This window comes from Vibrio sp. Vb1729, assembly GCF_033338655.1.
In the GTDB taxonomy this organism is placed as follows: domain Bacteria; phylum Pseudomonadota; class Gammaproteobacteria; order Enterobacterales; family Vibrionaceae; genus Vibrio; species Vibrio alginolyticus.
This window is the reverse complement of the sequence record NZ_JAWOTB010000016.1, coordinates 1-19,220: the sequence shown is the minus strand read 5'-3', so window position 1 is coordinate 19,220 and position 19,220 is coordinate 1. Positions and strand designations below refer to the sequence as shown.

At 44.5% G+C, this 19,220-nt stretch carries 14 protein-coding genes; 10 read left to right on the top strand and 4 right to left on the bottom strand.

Features of this window, described 5'->3' with window-relative positions; genetic code table 11:
* Positions 1-357 precede the first annotated feature (357 nt).
* Positions 358-1,416: a 3-deoxy-7-phosphoheptulonate synthase gene (locus R7E29_RS09865; protein WP_047102331.1), complete on the top strand. Its 1,059-nt coding sequence runs from the start codon at positions 358-360 to the stop codon at positions 1,414-1,416.
* Between the two features lie 21 nt (positions 1,417-1,437).
* On the top strand, positions 1,438-1,920 hold the full coding sequence (locus tag R7E29_RS09860) for a YajQ family cyclic di-GMP-binding protein (RefSeq protein ID WP_005377415.1): 483 nt from the start codon (positions 1,438-1,440) through the stop codon (positions 1,918-1,920).
* Between the two features lie 101 nt (positions 1,921-2,021).
* On the opposite strand, the gene R7E29_RS09855 is transcribed toward R7E29_RS09860, so the two are convergent.
* A complete protein-coding gene (locus R7E29_RS09855) occupies positions 2,022-2,942 on the bottom strand; it encodes a bifunctional precorrin-2 dehydrogenase/sirohydrochlorin ferrochelatase (protein WP_005377406.1) in 921 nt (306 codons plus the stop codon).
* 460 nt (positions 2,943-3,402) lie between these two features.
* Between R7E29_RS09855 and R7E29_RS09850 the strand changes: the two genes are divergently transcribed.
* The 5 genes from R7E29_RS09850 to R7E29_RS09830 all read left to right on the top strand — a co-directional run bounded on the left by R7E29_RS09850 (position 3,403) and on the right by R7E29_RS09830 (position 8,644).
* Positions 3,403-4,431 (top strand): amino acid ABC transporter substrate-binding protein, encoded by a 1,029-nt coding sequence (locus R7E29_RS09850; RefSeq protein WP_005377403.1) that lies wholly within the window; start codon positions 3,403-3,405, stop codon positions 4,429-4,431.
* A gap of 218 nt (positions 4,432-4,649) precedes the next feature.
* Positions 4,650-5,855, top strand: coding sequence for an amino acid ABC transporter permease (locus tag R7E29_RS09845; protein ID WP_005377402.1), 1,206 nt, complete (start codon positions 4,650-4,652; stop codon positions 5,853-5,855).
* 1 nt (position 5,856) lies between these two features.
* Entirely contained in the window at positions 5,857-6,954 is a 1,098-nt protein-coding gene (locus tag R7E29_RS09840) for an amino acid ABC transporter permease (RefSeq protein ID WP_005389988.1), read from the top strand.
* Between the two features lie 23 nt (positions 6,955-6,977).
* A complete protein-coding gene (locus tag R7E29_RS09835) occupies positions 6,978-7,727 on the top strand; it encodes an amino acid ABC transporter ATP-binding protein (protein WP_017634609.1) in 750 nt (249 codons plus the stop codon).
* 248 nt (positions 7,728-7,975) lie between these two features.
* A complete protein-coding gene (locus tag R7E29_RS09830; RefSeq protein WP_017634610.1) occupies positions 7,976-8,644 on the top strand; it encodes a Bax inhibitor-1/YccA family protein in 669 nt (222 codons plus the stop codon).
* Positions 8,645-8,720: 76 nt separating this feature from the next.
* Here R7E29_RS09830 and R7E29_RS09825 read toward each other — a convergent pair whose 3' ends face one another.
* The gene (locus tag R7E29_RS09825) at positions 8,721-9,095 is read right to left on the bottom strand and encodes a chromosome partitioning protein ParB (protein WP_005377398.1); all 375 of its coding nucleotides are present in this window, start codon (positions 9,093-9,095) and stop codon (positions 8,721-8,723) included.
* A 908-nt stretch (positions 9,096-10,003) separates the two neighbouring features.
* Between R7E29_RS09825 and R7E29_RS09820 the strand changes: the two genes are divergently transcribed.
* Positions 10,004-10,333 (top strand): TusE/DsrC/DsvC family sulfur relay protein, encoded by a 330-nt coding sequence (locus R7E29_RS09820; RefSeq protein WP_005377396.1) that lies wholly within the window; start codon positions 10,004-10,006, stop codon positions 10,331-10,333.
* 2 nt (positions 10,334-10,335) lie between these two features.
* Here R7E29_RS09820 and yccX read toward each other — a convergent pair whose 3' ends face one another.
* Positions 10,336-10,608 (bottom strand): acylphosphatase, encoded by a 273-nt coding sequence (yccX, locus tag R7E29_RS09815; protein WP_017634611.1) that lies wholly within the window; start codon positions 10,606-10,608, stop codon positions 10,336-10,338.
* A 90-nt stretch (positions 10,609-10,698) separates the two neighbouring features.
* Between yccX and R7E29_RS09810 the strand changes: the two genes are divergently transcribed.
* Together R7E29_RS09810 and R7E29_RS09805 are read left to right on the top strand one after the other, a co-directional pair.
* Complete coding sequence (locus tag R7E29_RS09810) at positions 10,699-12,102, top strand: methyl-accepting chemotaxis protein (RefSeq protein ID WP_053304484.1); 1,404 nt, start codon at positions 10,699-10,701, stop codon at positions 12,100-12,102.
* 160 nt (positions 12,103-12,262) lie between these two features.
* Positions 12,263-13,456, top strand: coding sequence for a class I SAM-dependent methyltransferase (locus R7E29_RS09805; RefSeq protein ID WP_054574168.1), 1,194 nt, complete (start codon positions 12,263-12,265; stop codon positions 13,454-13,456).
* Positions 13,457-13,508: 52 nt separating this feature from the next.
* Here the strand turns inward: R7E29_RS09805 and R7E29_RS09800 are convergent.
* A partial coding sequence (locus R7E29_RS09800; RefSeq protein WP_411912745.1) for a Calx-beta domain-containing protein occupies positions 13,509-19,220 on the bottom strand: 5,712 nt, incomplete at its 5' end.

Genomic DNA, 19,220 nt, shown 5'->3' with positions numbered 1-19,220 from the left:
AATCTAGTCAGACCAGTTAATCAACGAAAGAAATAGATGTCAAAGAAATGTTAACAAAAGCTCGATCTCACGAGTTATTTAACCCTCATAAAGTGACGGCGTCACCCGTAAGGTATGAAGTTTATCGCAGTTACTTAGATTACCTTACAGCGAGATAGATAAAATGGTTATAAATTCAAATGTATATATATTGATTTAATGATCAAGTTTTGTCATTTATACATAAGTCATTTAAATGAATACCTACACCTTTGTATACAATTCGGTATTTCCTGGCGAAGATTCCCGTGAAACGGTTTATTCCTGCCTGTAATTCCGTTATCTTTACCCCTTCGCAATAGAGAATAAAGCTATAACATGCCTATAAAAACAGATGAATTGAGAACCCAGCCTTTGGGTCCAATGCCTACCCCAGCAGAGCTAGGTAGTGTACATCCTATTACGGATGACGTTGCAGACCGTATCGCTCAATCTCGTCGTCAGATTGAAAACATTTTATCGGGTGAAGACGATCGCCTTCTTGCGATTGTAGGTCCGTGTTCTGTTCACGACACTGAAGCTGCCATTGATTACGCCACTCGCCTGAGTGAAATCCAAGACAAGTACAAAGACGAACTGTTTATCGTGATGCGTACTTACTTTGAAAAGCCTCGTACAGTAGTTGGTTGGAAAGGTTTGATTACGGACCCTAACCTAGATGGTTCTTACGCACTTGAAGCTGGTCTTCATAAAGCTCGTAAACTACTACTGGATATCAACAAGCTTGGTCTTGCGACTGCTACTGAGTTTCTTGATATGATCACTGGCCAATACATCGCGGATTTGATCACTTGGGGCGCGATTGGTGCTCGCACAACGGAATCACAAATTCACCGTGAAATGGCGTCGGCACTATCTTGCCCAGTTGGTTTCAAAAATGGCACAAATGGCAACGTAAAAATTGCAATTGATGCAATTCGCGCATCGAAAGCATCGCATTACTTCTACTCGCCAGATAAGAACGGTCGAATGACGGTTTACCGCACAAGTGGCAACCCTTACGGTCATATTATTCTGCGCGGTGGAGAAAAAGGCCCTAACTTTGATGAAGCATCAGTCAAACAAGCATGTGATGCTTTAGCTGAGTTTGGATTGCCACAACGTTTGGTTGTGGATTTCAGCCATTCAAACTGTCAGAAGCAACACAGAAAACAAATCGACGTAGCTCAGGACATTTGTAACCAAATTAAGTCAGGCAGCACTCGTATTGCGGGTATCATGGCTGAAAGCTTTATTCTTGAAGGCAATCAGCCAATGACTGACATCAATAACCTAACGTATGGTCAGTCTATTACAGATCCATGCCTAGGTTGGGAAGACACTGCTACAATGCTAGATATGCTGGCAAGCGCTGTTAAGTCCCGAAAGTCCCTATAACAAAATAATCAAGGAATCTTCATGCCATCGTTTGATATTGTTTCTGAAATCGATACGGTTGAACTACGTAACGCCGTTGATAACGCTAACCGTGAATTGTCTACTCGTTTCGATTTCCGCAACGTAAATGCGAGCTTTGAGCTAGTAGAAGAAAACGTAAAAATGTCTGCGGAAGGTGACTTCCAACTTAAGCAAATGCGCGACATTTTACGCGGCCACTTAGCGAAGCGTAACATTGACGCGAACGCAATGGATGCACAAGACCCAGACGTTACTGGTAAAAACTGGCACCAAACTCTGCTTTTCCGCCAAGGTATTGATACTCCAACGGCGAAAAAAGTAGTGAAACTTATCAAAGACGCAAAGTTAAAAGTACAAGCCTCTATTCAAGGCGACAAAGTACGTGTTACTGGTAAGAAACGCGACGACCTGCAAGCGACAATGGCAGCGATTCGTGAAGCAGAGATGGGTATCCCATTCCAGTTTAACAACTTCCGTGATTAATCAATCTGAGAAGTAAATAAAAACGCCAGCGCATAATCCGCTGGCGTTTTTTATTGCCTTTAGTGTAACGAACTACGTATCCACTTTAGCATTTGGCATTGCTAGATAACTAAGTCCTGCCCTTGCAGCAATACGAATTCGCTCGTTCCTTGTGGTATGAACACGCAAATTCGAAGCTTTTCAGCTTTAGCCTTAGCCAGCATATCCGAAAGCTCAGCAGCGCTCGAGAAAGCTTCTCTTTCTGCATCTCTTCGTATTAGTTCTAACACATTCGCTTCACATCGAGTTGAGTACAGAGCCAGCTCCGCTTGTTGCATATAGCGTACGGCTTTTATTGGCAACATCTCAACATCTTTCCCAACATGAACCCAAGTACAACTTCCCTTTTCATCTAAAGGTGTTGCCATGGTCGCTTGGTAAATTGCTTCTAACTCACGATTATCTCGCGCGTTTTCCACCTCGGGATTCGAGAAGAATTGCTCCCAAAACTTGCGGCGTAAATCGACACTAGGCAGCGCCTCTTTAATTGAGTTTCGCTTTGAGTTAGCAAAATCCGCCATCAACCCCATGTTTTGTGGCAGTATCGATTCAAGTTTTTCACGGATGTTTCGAATTAAAACTGGCGAAGCTCCACCACTAGAGATTGCGATTTGGATGCGGCCACGATTAATCATAGACGGCGTGATGAAATCACAATAAGGCTTATCATCCACAACGTTAACCAAGATGCCTAGCTCTTTAGCATCTTTGTACACTTGGTGATTTAGCTCAGGATTGTCTGTCGTCGCCCACACTTGAACAAAGTTTTTAGTGACAATGTCACTCGAATAGAAACGTTGTACCCAGCGCAGTTGATGCTCAGAAGCAAGCTTAGACAGAAAATCAACCAACGTCGGAGAAACGATAGTCACATCCGCCCCAGCCTTTAGCAACGCTTCCACCTTTCGGCTTGCCACCTCACCGCCACCCACGACGAGAACGGGTTTATTAATTAAATCTAAGAACAGAGGAAAATATCGCATTTCAATCCATGATTACTCTAATTAGCTGTTGTAGACCATGCTACCAAAAATGGGGCAAGCTCATCACCCTGTTTCGGTATCACAAATAATTTTTGTTTGAATTTTTACTGAACTTCACCTTGCTCAGCTAATGACAGTTTTAATAACAACTTTTTATTCTTTTGTATTGTTCACTCTTCTATTGATTGTTCTGATGCACCAAATTGTCCATGAATTGCACTATTTACAAACAATTAACATTTCGTCATTCTAAATCTCAAGGCACTTTGTAAGTTCTCTCAAAACTTCATTTAAATTATATATTTGAGAATTAACAGATCCTTTCCTACGCTTATAACTGGTTGATCTATCGAATGCCGTTTCTTCGAAAATCAATCACGTAGGACGATAACTCTAACGAATTGGACACGTTATTTCAGGTCACTCCTGATTAAACATGGATCATACAGGAAGGATACAAATGGCAAATAAACTCACAGTTCTTGCTTCCGTCGTAGCGGCTTCTACTGCGATGATGGCAACATCAGCTCAAGCAGCAGACACTACTCTGGACAAAGTCACAAAACAAGGCTTTCTTACTTGTGGCGTAAGTACCGGTCTACCTGGTTTCTCTAACCCTAACTCAAAAGGCGAATGGGAAGGTATCGACGTAGAATATTGCCAAGCACTGGCTGCAGCCGTTCTTGGGGATAAAACGAAAGTTAAATATGTACCCCTAACCGCAAAAGAACGTTTCACTGCGCTTCAATCTGGTGAGATTGATGTGCTTTCCCGTAACACGACCTGGACTCTCCACCGTGACACTGCACTGGGCCTAAACTTCGTAGGTGTGAACTACTACGACGGTCAAGGCTTTATGGTGAAGAAGGAACTTGGTATATCAAGTGCTAAAGAGCTTGATGGTGCGTCGGTATGTGTTCAATCAGGTACAACAACCGAGCTAAACCTTGCAGATTATTTCCGCAACCAAGGCATGGCGTACAAACCTGTGGTATTCGACACAGCGGCGCAAACTTCGAAAGGTTTTGATGCGGGACGCTGTGACGTATTAACAACTGACCAATCTGGCCTTTATGCACTACGTTTGAATTTGAAAGATCCGTCCTCTGCGGCCGTTCTTCCAGAAATCATCTCTAAAGAGCCACTAGGTCCAGTCGTTCGTCAAGGCGATGATCAATGGTTTAACATCGCTAAGTGGACATTGTCTGCGATGATTAACGCTGAAGAATACGGTATTAGTTCGAAGAATGCGGATGAAATGCTGAAGTCAACAGATCCAAACATCAAGCGTATCCTTGGTGTTGATGGCCCTAAAGGCAAAGGGTTGGGTATCCGCGACGATTGGGGCTACCAAGTTATCAAACAAGTTGGTAACTATGGTGAAAGCTTCGAACGTACAGTCGGTACTGGTTCGCCGTTAGAAATCTCTCGTGGCGTTAATGCGCTATGGAATGCAGGCGGCTTTATGTACGCGCCACCAATCCGATAGAAAGAGTTAATCAGGGCGGTTCATGCCGCCCTTTTTCTTGATTATATCTCACTGTATGAGTAAGGATCGCTCATTGGATGGCGAAAAGCGCTCGCTTTGTGGAACGGCTTTAAAGGTTCGTAAGCCGCTAGACATGAGAGCGTTATTCTTTAGCCAGCAAGGACGAAACTTCGTTATACAGGCCGATATCTATAACTAAGGTTTGAGGTTATCGCTGTATGAAACCGACACAAGATGCATCGCCAAGTACGATGTCCAAACCAAGCGGAAGCAAGAGCCTGATTTATAATCCTGCCTTTCGTTCTGCTATTTTCCAGATCATTGCCATTGCTGCACTGGTATTTTTCTTTTACACGATTGTAAACAACGCTCTCAATAACTTAGATGCTCGTGGTATTGCAACGGGCTTCGGTTTTCTGAATCAAGAAGCCGGGTTTGGTATTGGGTTAACACTAATTGAATACGATGAAACGTACTCTTACGGTAGAACATTTATCATCGGCCTTCTTAATACGGCGTTAGTCTCCGTATTAGGTATTATTCTGGCTACTGTGATTGGCTTTACCATGGGGGTTGCCCGCCTTTCTTCTAACTGGTTAGTTAGTCGTTTAGCGGCAGTTTATATCGAAACTTTCCGAAATATCCCCCTTCTTCTGCAAATATTCTTCTGGTATTTCGCTGTTCTTCAAGCATTACCCTCACCACGCCAAAGCTTAAGTCTTGGTGAAGCTATTTTCCTGAACGTTCGTGGCTTATATTTCCCTGCACCGACTATGGAACCCGGCAGTAGCTACGTTATTGCCGCGTTAATCTTCGGGGTAATCGCAAGCTTATTAATTAATGTATGGGCGAATAATAAGCAACGTCTCACTGGGCAACAAACCCCAATGGGAAGAATAGTTTTGGGTTTAGTTGTTGGCCTTCCATTGGTTGTGTACTTCCTTGCTGGTATGCCAATTTCACTGAATTATCCTGAACTAAAAGGGTTTAACTTCCGAGGTGGTATTAGCATTATTCCTGAATTGGCTGCGCTACTTTTGGCATTGAGTGTTTATACAGCTTCTTTCATTGCTGAGATTGTTCGCTCTGGTATTAATGCGGTTAGTCATGGTCAAACCGAAGCAGCGATGTCGCTAGGCTTACCACGCTCGAAAACTTTAAAGCTTGTTGTCATTCCTCAAGCGTTACGAATTATTATTCCACCTTTAACCAGTCAATATCTCAACCTCACCAAAAACTCATCGTTAGCGATGGCGATTGGTTACCCAGATCTTGTCTCTGTGTTTGCTGGTACTACCCTGAACCAAACGGGACAAGCGATTGAGATCATTGCGATGACGATGGGCGTGTACTTGACATTAAGTCTGATTACGTCTGCATTAATGAACTTGTATAACCGTAAAGTCGCGCTGGTGGAGAGATAATATGAGTACTCATCAATTTCAACCGGATCTCCCGCCACCCGCCAATACTGTAGGCTTCGTTGGTTGGATGCGGAAAAATCTATTTAATGGCCCTATCAATTCCATTGTTACTGTCATTCTTGCGTATATTGTCGTAACTGCAATATGGTATATCGTGGATTGGGCGTTTATTAACGCAGACTGGATTGGCTCAACGCGTGACGACTGTAGCCGAGATGGTGCTTGCTGGGTATTTATCAGCGTGCGCTGGGAGCAGTTCATGTATGGTTTTTATCCAGAGTCCGAACTATGGCGCCCTCGCCTGTTCTATATCACATTAGCCATATTTACTGTTTTACTCGCGTATGAGAAGACACCGAAACGGATGTGGATTTGGCTTTTCTTCGTAAACATCTACCCATTCATCATCGCTGGACTTTTATACGGTGGTGTCTTTGGACTAGAAGTGGTAGATACACACAAGTGGGGTGGACTACTCGTTACGCTCATTATTGCGCTAGTTGGTATCGTAGTTTCATTGCCAATTGGTGTGGTGCTTGCGCTTGGTAGACGTTCAGAGATGCCGATCATTCGCAGCATTTGTACCGTCTACATTGAAGTTTGGCGTGGCGTTCCTCTGATTACGGTTTTGTTCATGGCTTCGGTTATGCTTCCATTGTTTATGTCTGAAGGCTCAGAGACAGATAAACTGATTCGCGCCCTTATAGGTGTGGTTATGTTTGCCTCCGCTTACATGGCAGAAGTGGTACGCGGTGGTCTACAAGCCATTCCGAAAGGTCAATATGAAGCCGCTGATGCGCTTGGGTTAAGTTACTGGAAAAAGACTGGGCTGATTATCTTGCCACAGGCGCTAAAGATTACTATTCCTTCTATCGTGAACACCTTCATCGGTTTGTTTAAAGACACCAGTTTGGTACTCATCATTGGCATGTTTGACGTACTCGGTATAGGACAAGCAGCAAATACCGACCCTGAATGGTTAGGTTTTGCTACAGAAAGTTATGTATTTGTCGCGTTAGTGTTTTGGGTATTTTGTTTTGGCATGTCGCGCTATTCGATATGGCTTGAAAACAAACTTCATACCGGTCACAAACGATAACTCATCAAGATCAAGGACGTATTATGACGCAACAACAAGACTACATGATCCAATTGAAGGACATGAATAAATGGTATGGTGAGTTTCACGTACTAAAAAATATTAACCTCGACGTTAAGCGCGGCGAGAAAATCGTTATCTGTGGTCCATCAGGGTCGGGAAAATCAACGATGATTCGCTGTATTAACCGTCTTGAAGAGCACCAAACAGGCAGCATTTACGTCTCTGGTACGGAATTAACTGAAGACTTAAAGAACATTGAAGCAGTACGCCGAGAAGTGGGCATGTGCTTTCAACACTTTAATCTCTTCCCTCATTTAACCGTACTGGAAAACTGTACGCTCGCGCCTATCTGGGTGAAGAAGATGCCAAAAGATGAGGCAGAAGCAGTTGCGATGAAATATCTGGAACGTGTAAAAATTCCAGACCAAGCGGAGAAGTATCCCGGTCAGTTGTCTGGTGGTCAGCAACAACGCGTGGCGATTGCTCGCTCTTTGTGTATGAACCCTAAAGTCATGCTTTTTGATGAGCCAACATCTGCACTCGACCCGGAAATGGTTCGCGAAGTACTGGATGTAATGGTCGAACTCGCCGAGGAAGGCATGACTATGCTTTGTGTGACACATGAAATGGGCTTTGCTAAAGAGGTTGCCGATCGCGTGATATTCATGGACGCAGGAGAGATCATCGAAGAAAACAACCCGGTCGATTTCTTTGAGAATCCTCAATCGGATAGGACCCAAAACTTCCTAGCGCAAATCTTACACCACTAAGATTTAGCCGAATCGACATAAAAAAGCACTGGTTTCTATGAAGCCAGTGCTTTTGTTACTAAATTCAAAAATCTGTGTGAGAATCAACATAGCTATGCTAGGCAGTAATATTGTGTTACAAGTTGCCAAATACATAACATCTTATTTCCATTATCATTTTATCTAGGATATGCATGAAAAGGGCTTGATTTTTTGAACTTTCAGCCCCATAAATGTACCAATAGTAAACTCCCTTATTGAGGATAATTATGAACAGTCCAATGTTTACTCGTTCAACAAGTGTTCCTAATACACTAGAAACTAACAAAGTACTGAAAAACACTTACTTCCTACTGTCGATGACACTGATGACCAGTGCTATCGCAGCAGTCGCGACTATGGCAATGCAAATTTCACCAATCATGGCAATTGTGATGCAGGTTGCAGCGATTGGTATTTTGTTCTTTGTTATGCCAAAGGCAATCAACTCATCATCTGGTATCGTTTGGACATTCGTTTTCACGACTCTAATGGGTGGTGCTTTAGGTCCAATGCTTAACTACTACGCATCAATTCCAAACGGTCCTACTATCATTGCTCAAGCTCTAGGTTTGACTGGTATGGTGTTCCTTGGCCTATCGGCTTACACCATTTCAAGCAAGAAAGATTTCTCTTTCATGCGCAACTTCCTGATGGCAGGTTTGATCATTGTGATCGTTGCAGCGCTGATTAACATCTTCGTTGGTTCAACAATGGCTCACCTAGTAATCAGCAGTGTTTCTGCACTCGTGTTCTCTGGTTTCATCCTATTCGATACAAGTCGTATCGTTCGTGGTGAAGAGACAAACTACATCAGTGCAACAATTTCGATGTACCTAAACATCCTTAACTTGTTCACTAGTCTGCTAAGCATTCTAGGCATCATGAACGACGATTAATCGTTTCTCGTTAAGTAGAATAAAAAAGCCCGAAGGTAATTCCTTCGGGCTTTTTCTTTGTGTGCAATTCAGTGTATTACGCCTGCTCTACTGACAACTCTATAACTTCGTCAGCTTCTGGATTTTCTCTAAAGCGTCTCACTTTGATCGTTTCCTCTCCTAACATGATTTGCTTGGCGATTCGGTGCATACCGTCAAAAACACGATAGTCACTGGTTAAGATTACCGGATACGACAAATCAGCATTGTTGATTCGTTGGCAATGTTTTGCAATTTCACGGCAGGTTGGCTGTGGCCCTTCATGACTAAACCAAGTCACTTCATTTGGGCCTTTGATATCATCAATCGAAATTTCTTCTACAGGTAAGGATTCTGCAAGTTGCCAAATACGCTCGATGGACCAAGTGGATTTTACATTGTCATTAATCTCAATGTAACGTTGTTTCGACATGACTAACTCCTTGTCATCATTGTTGTTTCTAACCTGAATACAGGCTTTCATTAATCCAATGAGAATATCGGTCTATGAAAACAAACACAACGTTTAAGCTATTAATTCTCAAACAATCGCTATATCGCTTGTATGAGCGCTTTATAATCACCTCTCTCAGTTTGTAAACTGATTTCAAGGTATAACTTGTCTTAATTCAAACCGCGACTTCGCAATCGCTCATCGACTGATGACAAGAAGCAAAATACTCCAAACGCAACCCACCAATAACCGAACATCTTGAGCGCGGGCAACCAGACTACTGATTTACCAGCTACGCTAAAAAATATGTAGGCCGACATCATCGGTGTCACTAACATGACTCCCCAAGTCAAAAAAAGTAACGGCCCATAGATGTACTGCAACCAAGCATACTTCGGTTTTATAGGATTATGTTTTACAAATCCCGTCAGACATAGAAAAGAGAAAATGCTAAAGCATGCTTGCAGTACCGCCCATCCAATGGAAACGAAAAGATTCGACCACTCCATACACTCCTGAATTGCTCCGTGTTGTTGTTAAGCATGGGTGAACATAACGATTTTTTTCAATTTATTCTTTTGATTTAAAACTAGTTTATATTCGTTGTGATCGACTTATCTAAAACAATAAATATAACTGACAAATCAATCACACCAAGCGAATTGCATAACAATGCAAAACCACCGATATCAACCCCGAAAATTTTCTAACAACACGAATAAAAAAACAAACTTATGCTTAAAATATAATTTAAGAGTATTCAGTTATAGGCCACTACTTTGTACGCTTTTGATTCGCTCGATACGACTTCGAGATTCTTTTGTTGAGAACATTCTCGGCTGTCGCTAATCTATAAACATCCATGTTTACTTAACGGATAAAACGTTATGTTCGTTTACAACGGCAAAGAAATTGAAACGGATGCTCAAGGCTACTTATTGGATCATACTCAATGGGAAGAAGGTATGATTGAGCTTTTAGCAAAAGAAGAAGACATCGAGCTTACGGATGCTCATTTGGAAGTTGTGCATTTTGTGCGAGACTTTTATGAAGAGTTTAATACCTCCCCTGCAGTGCGTATGCTTGTGAAAGCGATGGAAAAAGCGCACGGCCCAGAAAAAGGTAACAGTAAGTATCTATTCAAGCTGTTTAAAAAGGGGCCAGCCAAACAAGCAACCAAATTAGCCGGCCTACCAAAGCCAGCTAAATGCTTGTAGATTCATAAAATTTTAAAACCGCGTAACGGCTTATACGACGCAGGTTCCTGCATCACATGCTCTACTGTTGCCGTTCGCGGTCCTTCTTGTAACCATTCCGAAAACGCAACTATTTGCGCGTCTGTTCCACACGCCATCACTTCAACATCACCATTGTTTAGGTTCTTCGCATAACCTGTTAACCCTAGCTTCAATCCTTGATGGGAAGTATGGTAACGAAAGCCCACGCCTTGAACATGACCTTTTACTATAAATCTCTCACACTTTACGTTCATCTTTGTACCGCTTCTTTTTACTGAGTGATATATTCTTTTCGTCTATTCACCCCACTAAGGATAGTGGGTTTTTGCACGGTTATTATAATTATGAAAGAAATTCCATTCCGCTGGATTGATAAGTATCTCATTCACTTAAAGATTCAAGAAAAGTTCTATTTGCTCTTCGTTCTCCCTCTTCTTGCTTTAGTCATTCTCACTCTCGTCCTTAATAGCGCGGCTAATACACTGATCTCAAGTATGTACCAAGAAGAGCTCATGCTTATGAAAGGTCTGATAGAGGCAGGCAACCTTTCTCAATCTCAAGTAGCAAGCCTCATAGCGGGTTCAGAAACCGTTTCTATTGGCTCAGGGCCGCAATCCGTGTCAGTTTTAAATGGTGCGTACAGCTTGGTTGCAAACCATGAACTTTCTTTATGGACTGCCCTATCAACGACTCAAGTGAGCATCATCTGTGTGAGCTTGTTTATTCTCGCTCTTGGCGTTTACTACATCATGACGTTTATTGGCGGCGCGATGTTCACGATGAACAAAGCATTAAACACTCTTGCTGGTGGCGACCTAACTGCGAGAATGAACTTCTTCCCTGTTCGCGACGAGTTTAGTGAAATTGCTATTACGATAGACAAAGTTGCAGAACGAGAGCAACAAATGGTGCTGTCGATTCAAGAGTCTGTGGCTTTAATGCAACAAATTAGCTCAGATCTGAATCAATCGATTCATCACAGTTCAGATATTTCAGCGACTCAGCAGGAACACCTCAACTCTCTTGCGAGTGCAACTGAACAGATGGCATCAACGATTCGAGAAGTCGCGACACTAGCTCACGATTCAAGCACGCAAACCGATGATGCACGTAACGTGGCTCAGTCTGGACAAGTGAAAGTTGAGAATACGCTTCACTCGATTTCGAACCTTTCTAATGAGATTCAATCTGCGTCTCAAGCCGTTGCCGAGTTAGATGCCAATGCAGCACAAATTGATGAAGTAGTGACAACAATCAATGGGATCTCCGAGCAAACCAACCTACTTGCTCTGAACGCGGCTATTGAAGCTGCACGTGCTGGAGAACAAGGTCGTGGATTTGCGGTCGTTGCGGATGAGGTTCGCGCTCTTGCGGGACGCACTCAGCAAGCGACAGTTGAAATCCAAACGATGATTGAATCATTACAGCGTAACAGCCAGTCGCTTACTAAGCTGATGGAAGTGACAGTTAATAATGCAAATGAGGGACAAAACCTCATGACGGAAGTGAATCACGAAATCGGCTCTTTGGCAGATAAAAATCAAACTATCTCCGACAGTAGCATTCAAATTGCAACAGCAGCTGAAGAGCAAGGTGTAGTCGCGGACAATATCGCCTCAAGCGTTGAAGAAATTCGAGTTCAAGCAGATAACGTGTGCAATATGATAAGCACGACTTCACAAAACGTTGATCAACTGCGTAAGCAAAGCGACACAATGGAAGCACTACTTACTGGACTTAAAGCATAGCAACGGAATCTATTACAGCAAATTCAAATAAAAGGGTCACTTTAGTGACCTTTTTGTATTTAAAAGTCACTACAATGTACTGGATTGCCGAGGGATATTGCTTTTACCATTCACATCCCGGACAATACGCCCCTTTCAAAATTCAACAAGAGCTAATGAAATGACAGCTGCTATCTATTTGGTTAAAGGTCGTGAGAAATCGGTCAAGCGCAAGCACCCTTGGATCTTCTCTCGAGGCATCAACAAAGTTGAGGGCGAACCTGCTCTTGGCGAAACGGTTGATGTATTCACTCACGACGGTAAATGGCTAGCTAAGGCGGCATATTCGCCAGCTTCGCAAATTCGTGCTCGTATTTGGAGTTTTGATAAAGAAGAAATCGACACCGCGTTTTTCGTTAAACGACTTAAAGACGCACAACTTCTTCGTGAAGACATTATCGAACGTGATGGCCTTACGGGTTATCGCCTTATCGCAGCAGAGTCTGACGGCTTACCAGGCGTTACGATCGACCGTTACCAAAATTTCTTTGTGTGCCAACTTCTCAGTGCTGGCGCAGAACACAATAAGCAGGCTATTGTTGACGCTCTGGTTGAGTGCTTCCCTGATTGTAATGTGTACGAGCGCTCTGACGTGGCCGTTCGTAAAAAAGAAGGTTTAAAAGAGATCACGGGCGTCTTGCACGGCGAAGAGCCACCTAAATCGGTCGTCATCGAAGAAAATGGCGTAAAGATTAGTGTAGATATCGTTGGCGGACACAAAACAGGTTTCTACCTAGATCAACGTGATAGTCGCCAGCAAGCGATGAAATATATGAAAGGCAAAGAAGTTCTTAACTGCTTCTCTTACACAGGTGGCTTCGGACTTTACGCTCTAAAAGGTGATGCAAAGCGTGTGATTAACGCTGACGTGTCACAACCTGCTTTAGATACCGCAAAATTCAACGCAGAACTAAACGAGTTTGATATTTCGAAGAAGCGTGCCGTGTTCCTAAATGCAGACGTGTTTAAGCTGCTTCGTGAGTATCGTGATCAAGGAACTCAGTTCGATGTTGTGATCATGGACCCACCGAAGTTCGCAGAGAGCAAAGCACAACTAAACGGCGCATGTCGTGGTTACAAAGACATCAACATGCTAGCAATGCAAATTCTAAAACCGGGCGGCACGCTACTGACCTACTCTTGCTCTGGCTTGATGGATCAAGTTCTGTTCCAGAAAATCATCGCTGATGCAGCCGTAGACGCTAACCGCCAAGTAAAGTTTGTGGAGCGTTTTGAACAAGCCGCTGACCACCCAACCGATACAGCATATCCAGAAGGTTTCTACTTAAAAGGTTTTGCATGTAAAGTGCTTTAGGCTACGAATAAGTAAGACAAAGCAGAAGAAAAGGGCCTACTGGCCCTTTTCATTATGGCTCTAAGTTAACCTTAGTTAGTGCGGATAACACATCTCTCTCAAAGTCCGCATTTCCCACGATTAAATCACTAAACTCTGTCGCCCCGTTTTCTATTACGATAGTTTGAATTGAGTTTCCATCGTTATGGGTTATTTCTAGAGATAAGTCATCGCCATCAATGTTCAAGTCAATACTATTAAGAAGTTCTTCTATCGTATTGTGCCCTGCATCTTCAACGACTTCACTCAGATCTAAGGTGTCCAAATCTCTCTCAAAACCTCTAATTAGATCTGTTCCTGTATCCAAGGAGTCGTTGACCCATTTAAAGACATCTGCCTCGTTATCATTACCGATCAAGATGTCATGACTTACGTCTACTTCAGCTTCAATAATATTTGCAGAGCCATTACTTGAAGCATTTACTCCTCCGTTTTCATCAATAACGAATTGCAGGGTATTCTCACTTTGATCGCCATCGTTATCCGTCAATACATAATCGAAGTCTAACGTTTCAACTGTATCACCCACCGCACCATAAAATGCATACGCACCATCGTTTAGGTCGATTTCCAGAGTATGTTTGCTGTCGATATAGATAGTAAGCTGCATCGTTGTGTCGTCAAATGCATGCGAAATACCATCGTTATTGTCAGTTACTATTAGGTCTGTACCATCAAACGAATAAGTGACACCGTCATGTTCTATTTCGCTAATATAACCACCATCTGCACCAATACCTGTATCTGGAGAAGTGGTATACATCAAGTTCCCCCCAACAGGTTGAATCACTGACTGCAACATAACCGGAGGTAATTGAGTTACGTCAGGAACCACAACACCATCAAGGTCTTGATTCAAAAAGCCATCATATGCTACGCGATCTAATTGCTCCGGCATAAGATTAACGCCCATACCATACGCTAGGGCTGTTATCTGATTATCAGGATCGGTTAGGTGATCAATCCAACTCTGCTCGCGAGCGTCGTTTATAAATGATGACGCAGGGTTTGGCTGACCATCTGACAAGAAGTAACTAACATTCGACGCACTGGTTAACTTACCTACATCATCCCATGACTGTTTTGCTTCATTTAGCGCGTTGTTATAGTTAGTCGCGCCACCCGCAGTTAGCGTCTCAATATACGCTTTGGCCTCCTCGACCGTCAGCCACGTCGCAGCACCTATAGCGTAAGTGGATGCTGTACTGCTATAAGTAATAATTTGAACTCGCGTTTGACCGATAGACTCATATTGATTCAATAACTGAGTTGCCGAATCTTTCATTATCTGCAAGCGATTATCCGTTCGCATAGAACCCGAGACATCCATTATGAGCTGAACGTTGGCACTTTCTTTAGTTTCTGCAACTACATCGTGAATAATAGATGCAGAATCTGGTGAGTCATCTTCCACAATAACGTTGACCGTTGTGGAGTTAGTAAGGCCACGAGCATTCGAGACAAGCACAGGCACCTCAATATTTAAGGTGTCTTCTCCAGATGGGTTGGAGTGAACAATCGGACCAAGAAGCTCCGTAGATACCACTCCAGTATCATTGACTGATATTTTGATAACCTCTTCACCGTTCGCTGAACCGATAAGCATTTGGTCGTTATTTGATAACGTCCACGTTACAGAGATCCCGTTACTAGTAAGAGCTGTAGATGGTTCACTGAGCGTAACAGAATCAACGGTTTGACCCAGCGTCAATTGTTCTACATCAGAACTCGAGTCAGTTGTGTCATCAAAGCCGTTTAGAGCAGAGTCATCAGCAATGGCGTTGCTTAAGCCTTCCTCAGAAACGTTTAGTGTTACACCTTCTACGATTGGTGGGGCGTAAGGGTTGACAGAAAAGTACCCCGTTTTACTGTCGCCATCATTATCAGTAATCGTGTAGTTAAAATCGATATCCCCATCGCCATAAGGTGAGGTCAAAGGCAAGTATTGGAAGAACTCCCATTTTCCAGTGCTAGGTGTAAGTTGAACTTCGAATGCAAGCTCTCCATCAGCCTCTGCAATCAGTCTATTAGAGTTTTGTGGATCGACGTATATCAACACGTCTTTACCATCTAGAGTCTCTAAACCAGCCTCACCTCCATTTAAGACTATAGAACCAGGGCCATCAGCTCCATATACAGCACCGAGGTTCCCATCCGCACTAGCAATTGGCACGCCAGAGTACGCACCTGTAAAGGTTATTGATTTAACGGTAAAGTCACTGTTGTCTTCAGTATCCGGGCCATTGCCATTACTGGTCGCCTCGAGGATGATTTTATCAAAGCCTCCCTGTTGAACATTGAAATTTGCCGCGTAATCACCACTGCTTGCGTCAGAGCTGAACGATTGCTGAGCAATTAATACACCATCTCTATAAAAAGATGCGATTCCTTTCTCAAGTTCACCACCAAACATTTTCTCAAATTCTATTTCTGCTCCGTAAGCAACTTTATTGCCTAAGTCTATGATTAACTGCTCTGATACACCCTCATTACCCGCGAATCGATAATCGACTTCGTTTTCTAATTGGAAGCCGTTGTTACCAGAACTTTTAACGCCAATCCCTTCTGATGATTGATTGATTTCAGCTGTTCCCAGCATCACAGATTCGTCAGACACAAAACCGTTTGCAGTCACAACAACGTCCCCAAATGTTCGACTGGTTGCATCTGCCTCACTTCCTGCAAAATCTATGCGCCCTGTCAGAACGTTAGGTGCACCAGTAAGCGACACATCGACGGGTTGAACAACAACAGGCACGTATGGGCAATCATCTTCAACGGCCACATTTAAGCTTTGAGATGTTGTTGTTTGTCCATCACTTACAGAAATCTGTAAATCAAAGTTGATGATGTCTTCCACATCATTAACAGGATGATCAAGTGGCTCAAACAGAGTAATAGTATAGTCCCAAGAGCCTTGACCTGAAGCTGAAGGCTCGCTCAGCACAACAGTAGCAACAACGCTCAGGTGAGCAGTTTTCGCAGTCAGCGTTTGAGTACTGTTGTCCCACGTCCACGATATAGGCTCCCCTCCTGATGTTAGGTTGTTAGGACCTGCCAATACCACTGAAACATTCGCCGTGTCTGGATCGGCAACTGTGAATGTTCCTGAGAAACTTGCGGAGTTAGTAGTGTCTGAAGGTGATCCTGTATTATCAGGGATACCATTAGCTAAACCTTCTTCCGAAACAACTGCATTCACAACATTTGAAATAGAAGGAGGAGCATCATTATCAATAATCGTTGCCGTACCGGTATCGCTGCCTTGCACTGCACCAATGCCGGTTACTGTCACGCTGAAATCTTCAGGGCCTTCATAAACAGCGTCATCAATGGAAGCGATACGCACATCAAACTCAGTTTGCCCTGCTGGCACGGTCACCACACCATCGTTTGGCACTGTCACCCAACCACTTCCGGTGTTGTATTCCAAGGTACCTAAGTCACCGGCTTCGGTGTCACCCAAGTTCAGGCCTAGTTCGACTTGAACTGTAGACTCGGCGGCGTTCGACAACGTTACTTTGAAGTTCGCTGTCTCACCCTCATTAATCGTACCAGCGTCTGAAATAGTCACATTCGGGCGGTCATCATCCGGATCGGGGCCTGGCCCCGTGCCGTCATCCACTATCGTCGCCGTACCGGTATCACTGCCTTGCACTGCGCCAATGCCAGTCACCGTCACACTGAAATCTTCAGGGCCTTCATAAACGGCGTCATCAGTGGAAGCGATGCGCACATCAAACTCAGTTTGCCCCGCCGGCACCGTCACCACGCCATCATTTGGCACTGCAACCCAACCGGAGCCTGTGTTGTATTCTAAGGTGCCTAAGTCTCCAACTTCGGTGTCACCTAAGTGCAGGCCTAGCTCGACTTGAACTGTAGACTCGGAGGCATTCGACAACGTCACTTTGAAATTCGCTGTCTCACCCTCATTAATGGTGCCAGCGTCTGAAATAGTCACGCTTGGACGGTCATCATCCGGATCAGGGCCCGGACCACTGCCATCATCCACTATCGTTGCCGTACCCGTATCGCTGCCTTGCACTGCGCCAATGCCAGTCACCGTCACGCTGAAATCTTCTGGGCCTTCGTACACCGCGTCATCAATGGAAGCAATACGCACATCAAACTCGGTTTGCCCCGCCGGCACCGTCACCACGCCATCGTTTGGCACTGCAACCCAACCGCTTCCCGTGTTGTATTCTAAGGTACCTAAGTCACCGGCTTCGGTGTCACCTAAGTTCAGGCCTAGTTCGACTTGTACTGTAGACTCAGAGGCGTTCGACAGCGTCACTTTGAAGTTCGCTGTCTCACCCTCATTGATGGTGCCAGCATCTGAAATAGTCACGCTTGGACGATCATCATCCGGATCGGAACCCGGGCCACTGCCGTCATCCACAATCGTCGCCGTTCCCGTATCGCTGCCTTGCACCGCCCCAATGCCAGTCACCGTCACGCTGAAATCTTCAGGGCCTTCATAAACGGCGTCATCAATAGAAGCAATGCGCACATCAAACTCGGTTTGCCCTGCTAGCACCGTTACTACGCCATCGTTTGGCACTGTCACCCAACCGGAGCCTGTGTTGTATTCTAAGGTGCCTAAGTCTCCAACTTCGGTGTCACCTAAGTTCAGGCCTAGCTCGACTTGAACAGTGGACTCAGAGGCATTCGACAGCGTCACTTTGAAGTTCGCTGTCTCACCCTCATTGATGGTGCCAGCGTCTGAAATAGTCACATTCGGGCGGTCATCATCCGGATCGGGGCCTGGCCCCGTGCCATCGTCCACGATCGTCGCCGTCCCCGTATCGCTACCTTGTACTGCCCCAATGCCAGTCACTGTCACACTGAAATCTTCAGGGCCTTCATAAACAGCATCATCAATGGCAGCGATGCGCACATCAAACTCAGTTTGCCCTGCTGGCACCGTTACTACGCCATCATTTGGCACTGTCACCCAACCACTTCCCGTGTTGTATTCCAAGGTACCTAAGTCACCGGCTTCGGTATCGCCGAGATTAAGACCCAACTCTACTTGCATTTCCGCTTCAGACGCGTTCGATAGCGTCACTTTGAAGTTCGCTGTGTCACCCTCATTGATGGTGCCAGCGTCAGTGATGGTCACATTCGGACGGTCATCATCCGGATCGGGGCCTGGACCACTGCCGTCATCCACTATCGTTGCCGTACCGGTATCGCTACCTTGTACTGCCCCAATGCCAGTTACCGTGACACTGAAATCTTCTGGGCCTTCATAAACAGCGTCATCAATGGAAGCAATGCGTACATCAAACTCAGTTTGCCCTGCTGGCACCGTTACTACGCCATCGTTTGGCACTGCAACCCAACCGGAGCCTGTGTTGTATTCTAAGGTACCTAAGTCTCCAACTTCGGTGTCACCTAAGTTCAGGCCTAGCTCGACTTGAACTGTAGACTCGGCGGCGTTCGACAACGTCACTTTGAAGTTCGCTGTCTCACCCTCATTGATGGTACCAGCATCGGTAATAGTCACATTCGGGCGGTCATCATCCGGATCAGGGCCCGGACCACTGCCGTCATCCACTATCGTTGCCGTACCCGTATCGCTGCCTTGCACTGCGCCAATGCCAGTCACCGTCACACTGAAATCTTCAGGGCCTTCATAAACGGCGTCATCAATGGAAGCGATACGCACATCAAACTCAGTTTGCCCAGCAGAAACGGTCACAATGCCATCGTTTGGCACTGC

Coding starts and splice junctions, on each gene's coding strand:
- R7E29_RS09865 (WP_047102331.1), top strand. CDS start 358: ATGCCTATAAAAACAGATGAATTGAGAACCCAGCCTTTGGGTCCAATG.
- R7E29_RS09860 (WP_005377415.1), top strand. CDS start 1,438: ATGCCATCGTTTGATATTGTTTCTGAAATCGATACGGTTGAACTACGT.
- R7E29_RS09855 (WP_005377406.1), bottom strand. CDS start 2,942: ATGCGATATTTTCCTCTGTTCTTAGATTTAATTAATAAACCCGTTCTC.
- R7E29_RS09850 (WP_005377403.1), top strand. CDS start 3,403: ATGGCAAATAAACTCACAGTTCTTGCTTCCGTCGTAGCGGCTTCTACT.
- R7E29_RS09845 (WP_005377402.1), top strand. CDS start 4,650: ATGAAACCGACACAAGATGCATCGCCAAGTACGATGTCCAAACCAAGC.
- R7E29_RS09840 (WP_005389988.1), top strand. CDS start 5,857: ATGAGTACTCATCAATTTCAACCGGATCTCCCGCCACCCGCCAATACT.
- R7E29_RS09835 (WP_017634609.1), top strand. CDS start 6,978: ATGACGCAACAACAAGACTACATGATCCAATTGAAGGACATGAATAAA.
- R7E29_RS09830 (WP_017634610.1), top strand. CDS start 7,976: ATGAACAGTCCAATGTTTACTCGTTCAACAAGTGTTCCTAATACACTA.
- R7E29_RS09825 (WP_005377398.1), bottom strand. CDS start 9,095: ATGTCGAAACAACGTTACATTGAGATTAATGACAATGTAAAATCCACT.
- R7E29_RS09820 (WP_005377396.1), top strand. CDS start 10,004: ATGTTCGTTTACAACGGCAAAGAAATTGAAACGGATGCTCAAGGCTAC.
- yccX (WP_017634611.1), bottom strand. CDS start 10,608: ATGAACGTAAAGTGTGAGAGATTTATAGTAAAAGGTCATGTTCAAGGC.
- R7E29_RS09810 (WP_053304484.1), top strand. CDS start 10,699: ATGAAAGAAATTCCATTCCGCTGGATTGATAAGTATCTCATTCACTTA.
- R7E29_RS09805 (WP_054574168.1), top strand. CDS start 12,263: ATGACAGCTGCTATCTATTTGGTTAAAGGTCGTGAGAAATCGGTCAAG.